13 protein-coding genes are annotated in these 16,270 nt (G+C 47.0%); 8 read left to right on the plus strand and 5 right to left on the minus strand.

The features are described 5' to 3' along the window. Positions 1-309 precede the first annotated feature (309 nt). Positions 310-1,182: a LysR substrate-binding domain-containing protein gene (locus ACGHM3_RS14530; RefSeq protein ID WP_345422548.1), complete on the plus strand. Its 873-nt coding sequence runs from the start codon at positions 310-312 to the stop codon at positions 1,180-1,182. Between the two features lie 67 nt (positions 1,183-1,249). Here the strand turns inward: ACGHM3_RS14530 and yfbR are convergent, their stop codons facing one another. Continuing rightward, on the minus strand, positions 1,250-1,918 hold the full coding sequence (gene yfbR / locus ACGHM3_RS14535; RefSeq protein WP_345422550.1) for a 5'-deoxynucleotidase: 669 nt from the start codon (positions 1,916-1,918) through the stop codon (positions 1,250-1,252). A 261-nt stretch (positions 1,919-2,179) separates the two neighbouring features. Between yfbR and ACGHM3_RS14540 the strand changes: the two genes are divergently transcribed. Both ACGHM3_RS14540 and ACGHM3_RS14545 read left to right on the plus strand, forming a co-directional pair. After that, entirely contained in the window at positions 2,180-3,070 is an 891-nt protein-coding gene (locus ACGHM3_RS14540) for a WYL domain-containing protein (RefSeq protein ID WP_345422554.1), read from the plus strand. A gap of 274 nt (positions 3,071-3,344) precedes the next feature. Next, positions 3,345-4,097, plus strand: a complete 753-nt coding sequence (locus tag ACGHM3_RS14545) for a MauE/DoxX family redox-associated membrane protein (RefSeq protein ID WP_345422557.1) — start codon at positions 3,345-3,347, stop codon at positions 4,095-4,097. Here ACGHM3_RS14545 and ACGHM3_RS14550 read toward each other — a convergent pair. Beyond that, positions 4,094-4,531 carry an ion channel gene (locus tag ACGHM3_RS14550; protein WP_345422559.1) on the minus strand — a complete coding sequence of 146 codons (438 nt, stop codon included), beginning with the start codon at positions 4,529-4,531 and terminating at the stop codon, positions 4,094-4,096. The two genes, ACGHM3_RS14545 and ACGHM3_RS14550, sit on opposite strands and share 4 nt — an antisense overlap. A 277-nt stretch (positions 4,532-4,808) precedes the next feature. On the opposite strand from ACGHM3_RS14550, the gene ACGHM3_RS14555 reads away from it, so the two are divergent. The 5 genes from ACGHM3_RS14555 (at position 4,809) to ACGHM3_RS14575 (ending at position 12,420) form a co-directional block, all read left to right on the plus strand. Beyond that, positions 4,809-5,882 carry an efflux RND transporter periplasmic adaptor subunit gene (locus ACGHM3_RS14555; RefSeq protein WP_345422562.1) on the plus strand — a complete coding sequence of 358 codons (1,074 nt, stop codon included), beginning with the start codon at positions 4,809-4,811 and terminating at the stop codon, positions 5,880-5,882. 56 nt (positions 5,883-5,938) lie between these two features. Then, complete coding sequence (locus ACGHM3_RS14560) at positions 5,939-9,004, plus strand: efflux RND transporter permease subunit (RefSeq protein ID WP_345422564.1); 3,066 nt, start codon at positions 5,939-5,941, stop codon at positions 9,002-9,004. Between the two features lie 101 nt (positions 9,005-9,105). Beyond that, on the plus strand, positions 9,106-10,422 hold the full coding sequence (locus ACGHM3_RS14565) for an efflux transporter outer membrane subunit (RefSeq protein ID WP_345422566.1): 1,317 nt from the start codon (positions 9,106-9,108) through the stop codon (positions 10,420-10,422). Positions 10,423-10,453: 31 nt separating this feature from the next. Continuing rightward, entirely contained in the window at positions 10,454-11,089 is a 636-nt protein-coding gene (locus tag ACGHM3_RS14570; protein ID WP_345422569.1) for a DUF3313 family protein, read from the plus strand. Between the two features lie 332 nt (positions 11,090-11,421). Beyond that, positions 11,422-12,420 carry a lipid A deacylase LpxR family protein gene (locus tag ACGHM3_RS14575; RefSeq protein WP_345422573.1) on the plus strand — a complete coding sequence of 333 codons (999 nt, stop codon included), beginning with the start codon at positions 11,422-11,424 and terminating at the stop codon, positions 12,418-12,420. A 478-nt stretch (positions 12,421-12,898) separates the two neighbouring features. Here the strand turns inward: ACGHM3_RS14575 and ACGHM3_RS14580 are convergent, their stop codons facing one another. Genes ACGHM3_RS14580 through ACGHM3_RS14590 form a run of 3 tightly spaced genes read right to left on the minus strand, consistent with a single transcriptional unit; the run spans position 12,899 to position 16,225 of the window. Continuing rightward, positions 12,899-13,468 carry an ABC-type transport auxiliary lipoprotein family protein gene (locus ACGHM3_RS14580; protein ID WP_345422576.1) on the minus strand — a complete coding sequence of 190 codons (570 nt, stop codon included), beginning with the start codon at positions 13,466-13,468 and terminating at the stop codon, positions 12,899-12,901. Continuing rightward, on the minus strand, positions 13,465-15,114 hold the full coding sequence (pqiB, locus tag ACGHM3_RS14585) for an intermembrane transport protein PqiB (RefSeq protein ID WP_345422578.1): 1,650 nt from the start codon (positions 15,112-15,114) through the stop codon (positions 13,465-13,467). The genes ACGHM3_RS14580 and pqiB overlap by 4 nt, the downstream gene beginning before the upstream one ends. Beyond that, positions 15,098-16,225, minus strand: coding sequence for a paraquat-inducible protein A (locus ACGHM3_RS14590; protein ID WP_345422581.1), 1,128 nt, complete (start codon positions 16,223-16,225; stop codon positions 15,098-15,100). The genes pqiB and ACGHM3_RS14590 overlap by 17 nt, the downstream gene beginning before the upstream one ends. Positions 16,226-16,270 lie beyond the last annotated feature (45 nt).

Raw genomic sequence — 16,270 nt, forward strand, 5'->3', positions numbered from 1 at the left:
CGTTACCGGTCAGCCACTCTTCCCCACCTTCTTGCCCGCCCAACCAATTTCTTAATTACCCTTTTATTCATTCGCCGGCAGGCTCTCAAGCAACCCAGAGGTGGCATAGCGGGCATAAAGAAAGGCAACTCCTCAGCCCCAACCGTCTTTTTGGCGTTTGGCTCTTCCTGTTCCGATTTTGAGTACTGCGTAGTAAAAAGCATGGGCATCCTCCGGTAGTAGATGCTCCAATGTAACTCGCAGCCATTGTTAAATTAATCTAATAATGCTAAATCTATGTTTAACCAAAAGTTAATCATAGGCCGGAATATGCTTAAACGGACCGCCAAGCTTCCCCTGCTGGACATCGATGTATTACGCACCTTTGTGGCTATCGCCGACACCGGTAACTTTACCCAGGCCGCCAAAAACCTCGCCAAAACGCCAGCGGCGGTCAGTTTGCAGATCAAAAAACTGGAACGTATTCTGGAAAGCAGGCTACTTAGGCGCTCGGCCAGGTACACGGAGCTTACGGCGGAGGGTGAGGTTCTGCTACAATACAGCCGCAAGTTATTGCACTTAAACAACGAAGCCGTGGGCCAATTTCTATCGCCGGCGCTGACAGGAACACTGACTCTGGGCGTACCCGACAACGTAGGCACCCATATTTTGCCACCTGTTTTGGCGCAATTAGCGCAAACGCACCCGGCGCTGCATGTGGATGTACTGATCAGTACCAGCCGAGATTTAGCGGCAAAGTTAGATATAGGGCAATTGGACCTCGCCCTGATTACCACAGGGTTTGATGCCAGCGACGCCAGCGGTGAGATCATCCACCACGAGCAATTGGTTTGGGCAGAGCGTGCCGGGGGATTGGCTCACACTAGGTCTCCACTACCCTTAGCCTTGGCCAACCAAGGCTGCGCCTGGCGAGGCAGCGCCATAAACGCGCTGGAAGCATCGCAAATCAATTACCGCATCGCCTATACCAGTGAGAACTGCGCTGGCATAGAAGCGGCGCTTACAGCGGATTTAGCGATTTCCCCCATGCCTGCCAGCAGTGTTAAACCACCACTGAGCCAACTGAGCGACCAAACATGCCTACCTGAGCTGCCGCAATTTGCTATAAGGCTGCTCGTCGGCGATAGCGCCAACCCCGCCGTCGATTTGCTGGCGGACTATATTCGTGGGCACTTTTCCTAAAAACAGCCTAACAATCCAGAGTTAAGAAGCCAGAGTTAACAAGCCGACCTAATAAGCCAGAGCGTGGCTAGTGAGCCAGCTTAAAAGCCCTGATTTTGGGGCTCTTAAGTATTTCGTCGGCTTCAAACTGCGGGCTAGTACAATTTGCTGCATTGCTGTTGGCAGCGGCGACCGTATTGCTCTCCTGCTCCACAAAATGCTCCAAAAAGTAGTTAACTTCCGCCAAATCGTAGGCGTAGAGCCTATCTTTAAGGTTGCGTACGGTAATCTCGTACTCACGATTACCGTTTGCGATTTCGGCCAAGGCCTTCACAAAGGCCGAAAGATTATCAGCCGCCTTCACCAAATTGGTTTCTAAGGGGCTAACCCCTTCGCCGCAAATCACTTCGTTAAACAGACCTCGCAACGGCGCAGGCAGCATGGTTACTAAGGATTTCTCAGCGTCTTGTTCTATGACTTTGTAAGCTTTTTGTATCTCTTCAGAGTAGTACTTTACCGGCGTGGGCAAATCCCCAGTAATCGACTCTGCGCTGTCGTGGTACAGCCCCAGAGTAGAAAGCCGATCAGGGTTAACGGAGCCATCGAATACCTTGTTATTGATCGCACCCAGCAAATGGGCAATAACCGCCACTTCCCAACTGTGCTCCATAACATTCTCGGTAAGCGTATTACGCTTTAAGCTCCAACGTTGGATCCAACGCAACCGACTGATGGCAGAGAAAAAACCGCTTTTCATAACTGCACCTCCAAACTGGCAAATAAGAACGGCTTACGAGATGTAACAGTACTGGTTTAAGTGCCAGTAGTGATCGCCGCGCCGCACAAGACTTGTATTCATAGTGCGCTATAAGCCCTAGAAATACAAATTACCAAGCTTTATGATATGTCGTATTTTCAGGCAGGTTATTGAGCGTCGGCCATCAAATTGCGCGCTAAAACAACAAAAACCACTAAATATGGGCCAGCACAAACTATATATGGTAGAAGAGGTTTGATTGTGACAAAGGAAATAAAGCTCAAGTTCGACCACGTGCTACGCTACAAAGTGATCGAAATACTTGCCTACTGGGAACAGCGTCTTACCACCAACCACCTGTGCGAACTGTTCGGCATTGGCCGCCAACAGGCGTCTAAAGACATTAATTTTTATATCAATGAATTAGCACCGGGCAATTTGGTCTACGACAAATACCTCAAAGGCTATCGCCCCAGCACCCGCTTTAAACCACAATTTACCCGTGGCACCACCAGCGAATATCTGCAACTGCTGAACGGCAGTAACAAGGTTTACGACACCTTTTTAGAAACCTCGCTTATCGACCAATGCTCTCAAACAAACTATATTGAAACCATTGCCCCCAGCGACAAAAATATCTCACCGACGATTTTAACAGGGCTAATCAAAGCCATAAAACACCGTCGCCAGGTTACCCTAACCTACGTTTCGCTGAATAATCCTCGCCCTCAAAAACGCACGTTAGAACCCCACACACTTGTCCACGCCGGGCCGCGTTGGCACGTAAGAGCGTATTGCACTAAAAACCGAGATTTCAGAGATTTTGTGTTAACTCGATTTCGACACAATGACGACCATGAACCCATCGAAGCCACCCACCCTGCTGTTTCCGAACCGCAACAGGACCACTATTGGCAGCACAAGGTTCGCATTAAAATTATTCCAGACACAAGGCTGGAGCCCGCCCAACGCAAAGTGATAGCGCAAGATTACGGCATGGTAAGAAACGCCTTGGTGATTGAAACTCGAGCCGCACTAGCGAGTTACGTTCTGCAACACTACAAACTGGACCCTAATAAAATTGAAGCCAAGCCAGAAGCTCAGCAACTGATGATTGGTAATTTAAAAGAGGTTGAAAAATGGCTGTTTTAACTAAGCTCTAGATAAGTTACACGTCACGAAGTGTAAATCCATTCCCCATATATTTTGGCGCAGTTTTCGCAACAGAGTTTCCGCAATTAGATTTCCGCAATTAGGTTTCCGCAACAGCGTTTTCGTAACTGTTAGCAATATAAGCTTCATCAACAGTTTAACGTAAGTAACGCAAACCGATGGTTTGCCGTTTACTGCCGAGAAACGTCAAAAGACTACTCGTCATCGTTGCGCGAAAAATTGTAAAAGCCAACCTAAAGATGTAACCATTACAATGGAAGACACAAAAAACACCGCAGTACTCTACCGCATGGTAATGCAAGACCATATATGCCCCTGGGGAATCAGAGCTAAAGATCTGCTCCAACAATCGGGTTACCACATAGAAGACCATCACCTTAAAAGCAAAGCTCAAACTGAAGCCTTTAAACATAAACATGGTGTAAAAACCACACCGCAAGCATTTATTGATGGCGAACGGATTGGCGGATACGACGACCTCGTGTTGCATTTTGGTAAGACGCCGCACAAGGATAAATCTGCCACCTCCTACCAACCCGTGATTGCTGTTTTCGCAACGTCCTTTTTAATGGCACTTGCCGTGGCCTGGGGCTTCGGCAAAACAATCGCTTTGAGTACGGTAATACCCACCTTCGTTGCCATTAGCATGTGTAACTTAGCGATTCTGAAATTACGAGATCTCTTCAGTTTCGCCAATCAATTTATTACCTACGATCTAGTGGGCATGCATTGGTTGCGTTACGCCTATATTTACCCCTTCGCGGAGGCTTTTGCCGGTATTGGCATGTTGTCTGGTATCGTCGGCCCGCTAGTCGCCTTAGTGGCCCTGGTGATTGGCTCCATCGGTACGGTTTCGGTGGTGAAGGCAGTGTATATCGACAAGCGAGAACTCAAATGTGCCTGCGTCGGCGGCGACAGCAACGTGCCGCTGGGGGCGATCTCATTAAGTGAGAACCTAATGATGACCGCCATGGGACTGTGGATGTTAAGGTCATCACTGACTTAACCATGGTCATCCTGGGCCGACCTTAGCCTGGCGATAAACTCCACCAAAAAAGCGCTGTTTAGCCCGAATATGATTAGGCCATCCACCGCCGCAAAGCTTGCCAGCAACCGCCAAGATGGATCTAACGTTATATCGCCATACCCTAGGGTGGTAAAGGTAACCACCGAAAAGTACAGTGCTGGCTCTAAGCCATCAAACACCCCAAGCATTACGAAGACGCCCGCCCATGCCCAGGCACTGCAACTCAGGCCAGCGATCAGCCATAGTACGATAAGTAAAATGGCCAAAATGCTCTTATAGAGATAAGGTGGATTCGATAAAGGTTCGCCGAAGCGCTTCAGAGCTGATATTGCGATACCAATAAACACCACCTGCAAAATCAGTGTCACTATAATTACAACAGTGCCTACAGCTATCTGTGTGAACAAATTCATAAATCTATAACATCCTTGATGTATCGCTACACACGCCCTTGATAGCAACCACTGCCATGAATAAAACTCTATGAAGAATAATAACGCGAAAAGCTTGGCAACATTCTTCTAAGGCGTTGATTAATACCTTAATTTCTATAAACTCTGACTTTTGATAACACATCGCCAAGGATTATTTTTGCCTGCAATGACAAATGCATCATCGCAAAGCAAAAAGTAGGTATTAAATGTGGCGATTAAACCCTTTCTAGTTTGTATACTGCCGGGACGCATACAAATGATAACCTCTAAGTACTCTCGCTACTGCCTCATCACTCTTACAACCCTGGCAATTACCGCCTGCGGTGGAGAAGCCAACCAAACCTCTGCTCCGGCAGAAATTGTTCGCCCAGTAAAGCTAGTTAATATCAGTGCCGCACAGGGTACTGAAATAACCCGCTTCCCGGCAGTGGTAAGCGCTAGCCAATCTTCCGAGCTGAGTTTTCAAGTTGGCGGGCTATTACAAGAATTCCCCATAAAAGAGGCGCAAACCATACAGCGCGGAGAACTGATTGCAAAGTTAGACCCGCGAGACTTTCAGTCAGTCTTAGATGCAGCCAAGGCGCAATTTAATAGCGCAAATACAGAATATCAACGAGCTGAGCGCCTGGCCAAAGAGGACGCCATAGCCAGCAGCGTGTTAGAACAGAGAAAAACGCAGTTAGACATCGCCAAATCACAGCTTGATCAAGCTGAAAAGGCCTTAGACGATTCTGTTCTTACGGCACCTTTCAACGGTGTAATTGCGCAAAAGCATGCCAGTAAAAGACAGACGATCTCTCCGGGTCAAGATATCGTTAAGTTAATCAATGTTGATCTACTAGAAGCACAAATTGACTTACCGGCCAGTTTTATTGCCAATATTCCAAAAGATGAGGCGAGTAACGACCAACGCCGGGCGTATATAATGCTGGATTCCGCGCCAGACCAAATGATTGAGGCGACCTTTAAAGAAGCATCTCTACTGGCAGATACCAGCTCACAAACCTACGAAATTACCTTTGAGTTCACACCACCTAGCAACCTCTTGGTATTACCAGGAATGAACGCTACCGTGGAGATCCAAACTAGCAGCACAGGCGATAACGCCAGAGTTGCAATACCGATGAGCGCCGTCACAGGAAACGACGAAGAGAAATTTGTTTGGGTTGTCGATAAATCAACGATGCTCGTTAGCAAAAGAGCGGTAGCGTTGGAAAATGGTGTTGGTGAGACACTCATAGTCACCGACGGCTTATCCCAAGACGACACCATCGTAGCCGCCGGTGCGGCATACCTTTCCGAAGGCCTAAAAGTAAGAGAATGGAAATAATCATCTAGACCACTCAATTCAACTCCTACTTGAATCAGCCCCAGGCGCACGCTCACATGAATATCGCAGAATTTACCATTAAAAATACGGTTCTCAGTGTCATCGTTATCCTGTTAACCGTAGTTGGCGGGTGGTCGGCCTACCAAAACATGGCCCGCTTTGAAGACCCAGAGTTTACCATCCGGCAGGCATTGGTTATTACCAGTTACCCCGGCGCCAGCCCGCAAGAAGTTGCTCTCGAGATCACAGAACCGCTAGAAAAAGCCATACAGCAAATGGCGGAGGTCGATACCATTGAGTCTGTTTCCACGGCGGGCAAGTCAGAAATTACGGTGGAGATAAAATACGAGGCATCTCCCAGCAAAGCTGACCTTAAACTCATTTGGACAAAACTAAGGAATAAAGTAAGCGATGCAGCGTTAGCACTGCCGCCTGGTGCTGGCACCCCTTATGTAGCAGATGACTTTGGCGATGTATTTGGCTTGCTTTATTACATCACAGGCGATGGCTATACACCCGCGGAACTAAAAAAATACGCTAAAACCCTACAAAGCTCACTGCTAAAAGTAGATGGAGTCGCGCGAGTATCGCTGGATGGTATTCGTAAAGAAGCTATATTTGTAGAAATATCGCGGGAGACTACCGCCGCTATTGGGCTATCAATTTCAAATATTTACAACATTTTATCTCAACAAAATGCCGTAGTTTCTTCCGGCGATGTCAACATTGGCGACCAGCGAGTCATGATTGATCCAACAGGCTCCATCGACTCTGTTGAAGCAATTCAAAACCTGCTTATCACAACAGATAACAGTGGCAAGCTGGTTTTCCTTAAAGACATTGCCCGTGTCTGGCGAGGCTATCAAGAACCGGACGAAAAGCTCTATCGATTTGACGGTAAGCCCGCTATAGCGGTAGGTGTCTCCGGCGTTTTAGGTAGTAATATTGTAAAAATTGGTGAGGCAGTGGACCAGAAGATTGCCGCCACTGAGAACCTTCGGCCGATCGGCATACAACTGCATGAATTCTATCACCAGGGGAAAATTGTCGATGCCTCGGTACAGAATTTCGTTGTCAATGTGATAGCCGCACTAGCGATTGTTATTGTAACGCTACTTATCTTTATGGGTTTAAAATCCGCCTTAGTGATCGGCGCAGTGTTATTGATGACCATCTTCGCGACATTGGCCACTATGCAAATTGCCGATATTCCGATGCACAGAATTTCACTAGGCGCTTTGATTATTGCCTTGGGCATGATGGTAGACAATGCAATTGTAGTAACCGAAGGAATTTTAGTAGGCGTACAAAACGGCACCAAAAAACTCGAAATTGCAAAACGTATTGTGAAGCGCTCGGTATGGCCCTTATTGGGGGGAACTCTAGTTGGCATTATCGCTTTCGCTCCCATTGGTTTCGCACCCGGTGCAACTGCGGAATACACTGGCCACTTGTTCTGGGTTATATTGATTTCGTTAATGTTTAGTTGGCTCTTCGCAATCACATTGACGCCGCTGTTTTGTTATTGGCTATTTAAGGAAGCAAGCAGCAGTTCGACGAAATCAGAATCGAACGACAGTGCTTTTTTACGGGGATACAAGCGCTTTCTGACCTTTACTCTGCATCAACGCTACCTAGTCGTCGCTTTAGTGGTGGGAATATTTGTTGCTTCAGTTTGGGGATTCCAGTTCGTAAAATCTGGATTCTTTCCCTCTTCTACGACTCCCATGTTCGTCGTTGATTACTGGCTACCCCAAGGCACTAGCATCACCAAAACAGGAAAAGATATTGCTGAGCTGGAGCAGTTTGTTGCCGACCTGGATGGCGTCAACGCTATTCAAACATCCATCGGAGCGGGCGCACCGCGCTTTATGTTGGTGTACTCGCCAGAGTCGAACAATTCATCCTACGCCCAACTTTTAATTCGTACCGACGACTATCAGGTCATCGACGGTATGATGCCTAAAATTCAAAACCACATTGAGAATGCTTTTCCACAAGCTCAGGGGAAAGTCTGGCGCTTTGTTCTAGGTCCTGGCGGCGGCTCTAAAGTTGAAGCTGAATTTACAGGCCCAGATCCGGCGGTTTTACACGATCTGGCGAACCAAGCAAAGGCTATTATGGTGGCTGACGGCGGAGCTCTATCTATCAAAGATAACTGGCGACAGGCGGTAGCCGTGGTGGAGCCGATTTACGCGGCCAGCGCTGCGCAACGCGCCGGCGTCAGCCGAGAGGACCTTGCCCTTGCCCTACAAACCAATTTCAATGGCCGTTCAGTAGGAGCTTATCGCGAGAACGACGAGCTAATTCCTATCATCTCTCAAGCGCCCGAACGGGAAAGGCTGGATATCGAAAATATCCGGTATATCCAAGTGCTGAGTTCCGTAACGGGCCGCTCGGTTCCTATTGGTCAAGTAACTGATGGCTTCAGGACAGAATGGAGAGATGGCTTACTTAGACGAGAAGATCGCACATGGAAAATCAAAGCCCAAAGCGACCCGTACCCAGATGAGCTGACAGCTGAGCTATTTGCCCGTATTCAACCCAAAATAGAGGCTATTGAGCTACCCGATGGATATAGCCTTGAATGGGGAGGAGAGCACGGTGACTCACAAGAATCTAATGAAAACCTAGCATCAACAATCCCGCTTGGCTTATTAGCAATGGTGATCATTGTGTTCGTACTGTTTGGTACTGTTCGCCAACCGGTAGTGATTTGGTTGGTAGTACCCTTGGCAATTATTGGCGTGGTTGTTGGGCTAGTTTCCACTCAAACCCCCATGGAATTTATGGCCATTCTCGGCTTGTTGTCTCTATCTGGCCTGCTGATTAAAAACGCTATTGTTTTGGTAGATCAAACAGACCTGGAAATCACTGAGGGTAAAGCCCGTTTCGATGCCGTTGTTGAGGCCGCTGCCAGTCGAGTCCGACCTGTGATGATGGGGGCACTGACCACCGTGCTCGGTGTAATTCCTCTGTACTTTGATGCGTTTTTTAAGTCCATGTCAGTTGTACTCATATTCGGCCTTACCTTCGCCACAATACTCACACTGGTCATCGTGCCGGTGCTCTACGCCATTTTCTTTAATGTTAAAGCCAGTGAAGTCAGAGGGGCTAAATGATGCCAAATAATCGTACTTCAGCCTTAATCCACTCACTGATAGCAGCTTGCGCCGTTACTACATTGGTAAGCTGTGGAGGTGCAGTAAAAGACTCGACGTCCGTGCAACAAAACATAGCCGACAGCACCGAGTTTACACCGCAGAAGTGGGCTAACTCAGCTGGCGAGCAACAACTTAAAAAAGCCCGACAAGTCGATTGGCTAGCGGAATTCAAAGACGAACGCCTCTCTAGTTTGGTGGTCACAGCGCTAAACAACAATCTCGACCTAGCGATAGCAGCGGCCAATGTTGAACAAGCCACTGCCGCTGCTACTCAGGCAGGTGCCCAGCTAAAACCCCAAGTGAATTTAGCGTTTGCCAACGCCCGTACTGGCAACGTCGAAAGCTCAGCTAGCCAGTCATCAAGCCAATCCGTCTCTTTACAGATTGGCTGGGAAGCTGACTTATGGGGCAGGATTAGATCTGGTCAACGGGCTGCTGTGGCAAGCGCGCAAGCGGCTGCAGCGGACTATCAATACGCACAGCAATCAATGGCAGCCGCTACGGCACGGGCATACTTTATAGCAGTGGAGGCTGGCCAACAGGTTGCCATTTTGACGGATATTCTTGATGCCCTAGAAAATACGGCCAGAATAGTAAACGTACAGTACAAAAATGGTTTGGCTTCTGCACAAGATGTGTCTTTAACCAATTCGGATTTGGCCTCAACCAGAGAACAACTGATCACTCTTAAAGCGTCGCGAAGAGAGGCATTGAGAGCACTGGAGGTTTTGCTTGGCCAATATCCCAGCGGAGATCTATCGGTTAGCGCCAAATTACCGAGTCTTCCTGCGATGCCACCAGCTGGTGTACCCGCAGAAGTATTAGAGCGTAGACCGGATCTAATCGCCAGCGAACGCCGTGTAGCGGCCGCATTTAATGCTTTACAACAGGCAAAAGCGGCGAAATTACCGCAATTAAGCCTAACGAGCAACATTGGCGGCTCTTCTACTGCACTGTCTGAAATAACCGACCCGTCCAATGTTGCATGGCAGCTGGCAAGCAATCTGCTGGCCCCTCTGTTCGATGGCGGAGCAAGACAGGCTGCGGTTGACTCGGCCAATGCCGCGCAAAAACAAGCCGTTGCCAGTTACGCACAATCCGCGTTGGCTGCATTTTCGGATGTGGAAACTAATTTAGACTTGGCAACCACCCTTACCGCTCGGGAGAGAGAACTTTCCTTCGCGTTGAAAGAAGCCACCAAAGCCTACCGAATAGCCTCATTGAATCATAAAGAAGGTGAAATCGGATTGCTGGATCTTTTAGCGGTTCAACAGCGGGTACTCTCAGCCAATAGCAGTCTAGTATCCGTCAAGCGCCTACAACTTGAACAGCGAGTTAACCTTTATCTCGCTCTAGGCGGAGATTGGGCAATATAGCTTTTTCGATAACTCACTGGACGAATCGACGATGAAAACTAAGCGTTACTCTAATCTAATCCCTATTATAGGTTTATCAATTTTGACTGCTGCGTGTGCACCGACGGGTCAAAAAGTTAAAAACCATTACTATAGTGCAGACTTATCTGGTCTAGAACTGGATAAAAGCTACAGCCCCACCCTGGTTTATGTGCGACCAGAAGCGCCTCTTTTCGATCAGTACAATAAATTTATTGTTGATAATGTCTCGATCAATTACAACGATCCTGAAATGAAAGAGTTGTCTCCCGAGGATGTTGCCAAAATTCAAAATTATTTCCGCGATAATTTAATCGCCTCATTGCGAGAAGGTGGCTACGAGGTAACCACTAAATCACAACCGGACACAATGCGCATTTCTTTTTATCTGTCGAACTTAAAGGCCCCAAGCGCTGCGGCAAACGTCACTGCGGCTTTAGCGCCTTTCGCAATCAGCGTGGGCGAAGTAACCGTAGAAGCGCATTTCTCAGAAGCACTTAACAACAGGCTAGATATCGTAGCTATCGCCCATTCTCAAGGCAGCCGATTGTTAAATGCTAAACCCTGGTCAACTTGGTCTGATATTGAAAACGCACTTGATCAGTGGGTAGCAGGGATACGCAAAGTTATCGATGACGCGCACAAGTAACTACCACTGCTAGCATCGTAAATACTCAGCGATTGCAGATGTTTAGCTTTGCTCATGAAACGGCGTTTTTGTCGTTTCATGAAAACATTAAGTCGGCATTTCCGTTGTCATCAAGTTAGACAACTGCCCTCTCCAAACTTAATGATAGTAACTAGTGCTAGGCATCTCACTTACTAAAAACTAGCCTGAAGAGGCGCACTTTTTTACTATTGAGTTAGACGCCAGTAACGATTTTACACTGATTCTATATACGCGAAGGTATGGTGCCACCCATATTGGTACTGCTACGCGAATTCCATTTTAAATAAACTTAATGCAAGAGCAACATTGCCATGCTAACTGATAATCGCCTTAAATTATTGATTTTAGCCCTAAGTTTGACATCCTACTCTGGCGCGGGCCATGCTGAAATCGACTGGGTGTCAGCCACTCTTGATAACGATCTTTTCGTCGGCAACGACAGTGGTTATAGCAATGGACTTTTCTTGTCATTTTATGATGTTGGCAGCACATCCGAAGAACTGCCTAGCAGTGACTTTTGGGTAAGCCCACTAATGTGGAGCATGACTGACAAGCAATCCTCCGGCGCAGTTAATGCCTATATGTTTGGCCAATCCATGAATACGCCAAGCGATATTTCCATCGTTAACCCAGACCAGAACGAGCTACCCTACTCCGCACTACTGGCGTTTACGAATAGTTACCTCAAGATCACACCAAATTTCGCTGACAGAGCCAGCACTACAATAGGCGTGGTTGGCCCCATCGCTCTTGGCGAAGATGCCCAAAAATTAGTTCACAAAATGACAGGATCGGACGAACCCAAGGGGTGGGATACTCAGTTAGAAAATGAACTGGTCTTTCAGTTTTCGAGGGGCAGAACCTGGCGAAATTGGGAGTCTGCGTCAGCCAATTTCGACTTACTAACCAACGTCGATGCCAGCATAGGAACAATTAGTAGTACTCTGGGTGCAGGATTAACCCTACGCTACGGCAGAAATTTGCTAAGCTCCTACGCGACCACTCTATTCAACAATAGTCGCACAACCAATCCTACAGCAGTAAATGGTGGTTGGTACTTTTATCTAGGCGCTCAAACAGGCTACTTTTTTAATCAGATTTTTACAGATGGCAACACATTTGAAGACAGCCGCTCTATCGACTACGACCACGAATACATTAGCCTATCAGCCGGATTCGCTTACTCCTGGCCTAATAGCTCAATTACTTTCGCAGTCAATGACTCAAATCTATTACAAACCGGAGATACAGAGGATGCACTGGAGGATTTAACGCAGTTTGGAACCATCACATTTGCCTGGCGGCTTTAGCGCCCTGGCTCAAACGTCCGTGCTTCGCGTACACATTGCCGGCATCTGACAATACAGATACGGCACTTTATAAACCTTGGCAAGTACCGCCCATTAAATGGCTTTCGCGTCCAAACTTCCTGCGTCATTTATGCTGATGCGTATTTGAGTCATTCCAGGCAGAGGTAGATTCTGTAGCGTTAGCAACTCTCTGTATTCTCGACCTCTCTGACTCCAAACAATCGTGGTTTTGTGGTTTTGCAGCGCAACCTCTGGAAACCCTAACCGACATATACCACCAGGCAATATCATACTGCAAGAAAGCAACGCGCTTGACTCCTCAACTGATATTTCAAAGTTAGTAACGGAGAATGGAGTTATATTGTGAATTGAGATTGAACGCAGCTTAACGCTTTGTTCAGATTTAAAAACCCCAACTGTTGAGGACGAACAAGCAATTAACAAAAAACACACCAGCCAACATAAGCTCTTTAGGCGATTAAGCATCGGCATTTAGACTTGCTACAATTTTATCTCCCAGCATTTTTACTAGCTCGCTCATTCTGCTTACTCCATAGGAATAACCAGAGCCCTTCAACGGCAACTGGAAAGAAAAATTAGTAAAACGGATGTCTTCTGAGTTGTGCCGCTCTATTATATAGTGACCAGAGAGCACCACAGCTTTGCCATCAACTATATGAAAATAATCAATATTCAACGTGACTTCAGGCAACTCAGGCACGGAGTTATGGGCCTGTATTCCACCATTTGCGTAGGCCACCAGAGCCCTCTCTATGCCCTCACCGAGAGGTTCCGCCCAGAGATTACTCGAAGAATAGTAAAGCTCGTTTTCCGACAATTGCAAAGCAATGCTAGCTCGCGACAAATAGTTTGCCACTGAAATCGACTTTAACAATAACAGGCCGCCCCCCCGCCCGTCACTACTTCCATTATCAGCAGAAGCTTCAATGACCGGAGCACTCAATGTGAAATATTTTGGTAAATTAGCGGCACCACTCGCACACGCCATTAACATCAGGCTAGCGCAGATAGTAAAAAAAACCTTCACTGCTCAATTCCTCTTGGCTCTATATCTGGCCCTACTTTACTTTTGAATATCAGGCTATTAGGGGAGTGGTTGAGCTTTTGTAACATTGGCGTCAGCTCTTTCATAGTCGACTGAATTTCCTTTAGAGTATCGTTTACATTGGCAAATCCGTCTGAATTCCCTGAATAATCGTCCAATAACTGACTAAGATTACCGAGGGTCTCGTTAAGTGTCGCAACATCAAAACTAGCCAACCTAGAGTTCAATGTAGCACCGGCAGATTCAAAGGTAAGCGCCGTTTTCGTTAAATCCTTAATCAACACTGACATATCCTGGGTCAAGGATTCCAGAGGTAACGCATTTATTTTACCTAAAGTATTGCTTACCTGCTGCGTTAACTCGCCGATACCTCCCTTCACCATAGGAATTACAGTGTAGCCTTGAACGATTTGCTCGTCATACTGGGCCACATCTCTATAGTGCTGCAGATCAACAAATACAGCCCCCGTAACTAAGTTCCCGGTCTTCAAAGATGCCCTCAAGCCTTGTTTTAGCCATAAATCCATTTGCTCTATAACATGATTTATTCCCAATTGATTATCTGCCAGGTTGGCTCTTGCCGGCTGAATGGAAATCAACACAGGTATGGAAAACGATGCATCAGTAGTTCTAAAGTCTGCTAAATCAAAGGTAGCGTTAACCTCCTTTACTTCGCCGACTCGTAAACCGCGATATTCAACTGGAGCCCCCGGCCGCAACCCCCTCACCGAGTCATTCACCAACAAAAGATAAGGCACTTCCGCGGTAAAGTGTGGGGTTGTCGCCGCCTCAAATGACGGGTACACGTTAAACTCCGCGTTCTCGCCTGCCTGAGTTCCTTTTTCCGATCCTTCGGGAATATCAAACTCTATGCCACCGGATAACAGCGATGCCAAGCTTCCAGTTTTGATATCAATCCCATCAGCACTTAAACTAAGCTCAATACCACTGGCATTCCAAAAGCGCGTATTTTCTGTAATCAGAGTATGAAATGGAGCTTCAATAAACGCACCGTAATAAGCTTTACGGGCTTCCAGGTCAAACTTTACAGTTTCCAACCGCCCTACTGGCATACCTTGGTAAATAAGAAGGTCGCCTTCTTTAAAAGTAAAAGCAGACTCGCTAACGAGGACTACTCTCAGGCCTGGCGTGCCTAGGGGAGTTATAGGAGGCCTATCTAACGCGATAAATTTCTTAGCGGACTTACTCTCCTGACCAGGCGCCATATTGATGTAGGCACCAGACAATAACGTTTGTAACCCGGAAACCCCACCAAAAGATATGCGTGGTGAAACAATCCAGAATTGAGTGTCGGTTTTTAACAGCTTGGATGAAGATTTCTCGATAGCGGCTTTGGCAATCACACCTGACGAATCGTCTTTTAAACTGATTTCTTCAATTAAACCAATAGTAACATCCCTGATTTTGATCTTGGTTTTACCTGCCTCCAAACCTTGTGCAGTATCAAATTCAATGGTGATTGTTGGCCCCTGATTGATGACATTGTGAACCAAAATCCAAGCACCAATCAAAAAAGCCACCACAGGCACCAGCCAAATTTTTGAAATCCCCTTGATGGGTGCAATAATTGCCTTTTCTTGGTCGGGGTTATTATCTAGATTTGTCATAGTTTTGAGGTAACATCCAAATTAACCTGCAATCAAACGTATTGGCTGCAATCATTGTAAGAATAACGACACCGCAGAAACTAATCACAGCGGGGCCCGGATAAATACTCATTGTGTTATCCAGCTGAACAAGGCTCACCAGTACTGCCACAACGAATACATCGACCATCGACCATCGACCTATAACCTCAGTCACTCGATACCAGAATGTACGCTGCGCTGGTTGAAGTACACTCCTGCGGTGCACGGTTGTATTTAACCAAACCATTATACCCATCTTAGCAACGGGCACGAAAATACTAGCGATAAAGATAACAGCGGCAATTGGGTAGGAGCCGTGATGCCAAAGCGTTACTACGCCCCCCATAACAGTAGCGGGAGTGTCACTGCCTAAAAACCGAGTTGTCATTATGGGTAGAAGATTGGCTGGAATGTATAGAATGATCGCTGTTACTAACAAGGCCCAAGTGAATTGGATACTTTTTCCTGCTTCAATATGATGCTGCTCTCTGCTTGAAACCAAATGGCGCTCAACTTGAAATCTATCGAAATACAACATAGCCGACAAAAAGCAGATCGCAAATCCACTGTAGGTAAAGAACGTAATACCAAAGATGATATCTGCCATGGAAATTATTTTAACTAAGCTCACCAACACCCCGACTGTAAAGATCTCAGCCATACACCAAGGTATAAGCGAAAAACATAAATTAATTTTGCTCTGAGGGTGTCTGACCCGCCAACCGAAGCGCACCGCGCCTGCCAAATATAGCATTAAGAGTAGGACGGCTGCTGGAGCTATTAAACAGGCGAGCGCCACTGAAACTGAAAGTAAGGCGTAACCTTGCTGAGATAGCGCATCCAGACTGGATAGCAAAGTGATGGATTCAGTCAATCCGTGAGTGCTGAAGGAGATATACGTGAAGGGCAAAGAAACTGCCATCAGTAGCAGCCCCGCTAAACTAAAGGCAATGGTTCGCTCAGCCCAGTTACGCCTCAGTGACGTAATCGTGTAGCCGCATCTTGGGCAACGGGCTGCTTGGTTGGGGGCCAATTTGGGCACAGGGAGTCGCAGATTGCATTCATGACAACTAACAGCCACGTCATCCATTGGTTAGTCCTTGCCTTGCCAAGATGGCCAAATTTCCCGAAAATC

The sequence above is a fragment of the Halioxenophilus aromaticivorans genome, from assembly GCF_042850945.1.
In the GTDB taxonomy this organism is placed as follows: domain Bacteria; phylum Pseudomonadota; class Gammaproteobacteria; order Pseudomonadales; family Cellvibrionaceae; genus Halioxenophilus; species Halioxenophilus aromaticivorans.

Excerpts from the sequence above, each read along its gene's own strand:
- ACGHM3_RS14530 (WP_345422548.1), top strand. The coding sequence starts at position 310 with ATGCTTAAACGGACCGCCAAGCTTCCCCTGCTGGACATCGATGTATTA.
- yfbR (WP_345422550.1), bottom strand. The coding sequence starts at position 1,918 with ATGAAAAGCGGTTTTTTCTCTGCCATCAGTCGGTTGCGTTGGATCCAA.
- ACGHM3_RS14545 (WP_345422557.1), top strand. The coding sequence starts at position 3,345 with ATGGAAGACACAAAAAACACCGCAGTACTCTACCGCATGGTAATGCAA.
- ACGHM3_RS14550 (WP_345422559.1), bottom strand. The coding sequence starts at position 4,531 with ATGAATTTGTTCACACAGATAGCTGTAGGCACTGTTGTAATTATAGTG.
- ACGHM3_RS14555 (WP_345422562.1), top strand. The coding sequence starts at position 4,809 with ATGATAACCTCTAAGTACTCTCGCTACTGCCTCATCACTCTTACAACC.
- ACGHM3_RS14560 (WP_345422564.1), top strand. The coding sequence starts at position 5,939 with ATGAATATCGCAGAATTTACCATTAAAAATACGGTTCTCAGTGTCATC.
- ACGHM3_RS14570 (WP_345422569.1), top strand. The coding sequence starts at position 10,454 with ATGAAAACTAAGCGTTACTCTAATCTAATCCCTATTATAGGTTTATCA.
- ACGHM3_RS14575 (WP_345422573.1), top strand. The coding sequence starts at position 11,422 with ATGCTAACTGATAATCGCCTTAAATTATTGATTTTAGCCCTAAGTTTG.
- pqiB (WP_345422578.1), bottom strand. The coding sequence starts at position 15,114 with ATGACAAATCTAGATAATAACCCCGACCAAGAAAAGGCAATTATTGCA.
- ACGHM3_RS14590 (WP_345422581.1), bottom strand. The coding sequence starts at position 16,225 with ATGGATGACGTGGCTGTTAGTTGTCATGAATGCAATCTGCGACTCCCT.